At 66.0% G+C, this 1346-nt stretch carries 1 protein-coding gene and 2 pseudogenes; 1 reads left to right on the top strand and 2 read right to left on the bottom strand.

From position 1 onward, the window contains the following. Nucleotides 1-215 (top strand): annotated as a pseudogene (locus tag A3764_RS26100) (hypothetical protein); the annotation flags it as partial. Here A3764_RS26100 and A3764_RS19220 read toward each other — a convergent pair. After that, on the bottom strand, nt 185-979 hold the full coding sequence (locus A3764_RS19220; protein WP_067925952.1) for an IclR family transcriptional regulator domain-containing protein: 795 nt from the start codon (nt 977-979) through the stop codon (nt 185-187). The pseudogene A3764_RS26100 and the gene A3764_RS19220 overlap by 31 nt on opposite strands. A gap of 102 nt (nt 980-1081) precedes the next feature. Continuing rightward, a pseudogene (locus A3764_RS19215) lies at nt 1082-1346 on the bottom strand (flavin oxidoreductase); the annotation flags it as partial.

The following is a 1346-nucleotide window of genomic DNA, read 5'->3' as shown; positions in this document are numbered from 1 at the left end:
AAAAGTACGAGCATGGAACTCGACCCGGCCTGTCGCTGCGCCAGATCCTCGAGACCGGCCGACGACTGGGCCCTCGCAGTGCCCTTGCTCTCCTGGATCAGGTAATATTCAACATTCGCGAAGAACCTTCAGACCACCACGATGATGCTGACCTGACGCGGGCAGCCTTGCCCGCCGGCACCGTTCAAAGGGACCGCGACAGCGCCTCGGCATAGATGCGCAGGATGGGCAGCATGTGCTCGCGCATGTCCTTGACGGTGACGCGCGGCCGCGCCGCGCTCACGCTCATCGAGGCGATCAGTTTGCCGTCCGGGTCGAAGACCGGAATGGCCATGCTGACCATGCCCAGTTCCAGCTCCTCGTCGGTGAAGGCCACCTTGTCACGGCCGGCGGCGCGGATGATCTCTTTCAGCTTCGCCTTGTCCGTAACCGTATGCTTGGTCATGGCCACCGGCTCCGCCGCGTCGAGATAGGCATCCAGCGCCTCGTCGTCATAGGCCGACAGCAGGATACGCCCCGTGGCCGCCGCATAGGCGGGCAGCCGGGTGCCCAGACGGATCGCGGTGGAGACCAGCCGCGCCGCCTCGGCCCGCGCGACAAAGGTTGACCGGCCATCCTCCAGGATCGACAGCGAGACGGATTCCCCCAGTTCCTCGCGCGCCGCGTCAAGCTGATGCTGGGCAAGCTGGGGCAGCGGAATCGCGCCTGTATAGGACAGGCCCAGCCGCAACATGCGCGGGGTCGGCATGAAACGCGGGCCGTTCTTGGTCAGATAACCCAGATCTGTCAGGGTCAGCAGGCAGCGCCGCGCGCTGGCCCGCGAAATGCCGGTTTCATCGGCGGCGGACGAAACGGTGACAGCCGGGTACTCTTCCCCGAACAATTCGATGATGGCCAGGCCCTTGGCCAGCCCCGCCATCCCCTCGGGCGCGCGCGATTTCGTCGCCGTGCCCCCGTCTTTTTCCGTTGTCCCCGTCATCCGAGCTCCACCCTTCTCCGGCGCTTGAGAACCCCGTCGAGGCCGCACCGTGCCACGGGGACCGGAATAAGTCCAGAAAGCGGGACGGGCCCGAAAGCAGACTTATTCCTCGTCGCCCGACGCCACGAAGGCATCGCTGAAAAAGCGATCTTTGGCTAGCCCGGCCTCGGCCTCGAATTCCGAGCGCGCCGCGTCGATCATCACCGGCGCACCGCAGGCATAGACCTCGACATTGCTCATGTCGGGAATGTCCTCCAGCACCGCGCGGTGGACGAACCCGGTGCGCCCGTCCCAGCCGTCCGAAGGCGACGAGATGACCGGCGTGAAGCTGATCCAGGGATGCGCCGCGGCCCAGCGGGCGGCGACA

The sequence above is a fragment of the Sulfitobacter sp. HI0129 genome (assembly GCF_001635395.1).
In the GTDB taxonomy this organism is placed as follows: domain Bacteria; phylum Pseudomonadota; class Alphaproteobacteria; order Rhodobacterales; family Rhodobacteraceae; genus Sulfitobacter.
This window is presented reverse-complemented; position numbering and strand designations above follow the sequence as displayed.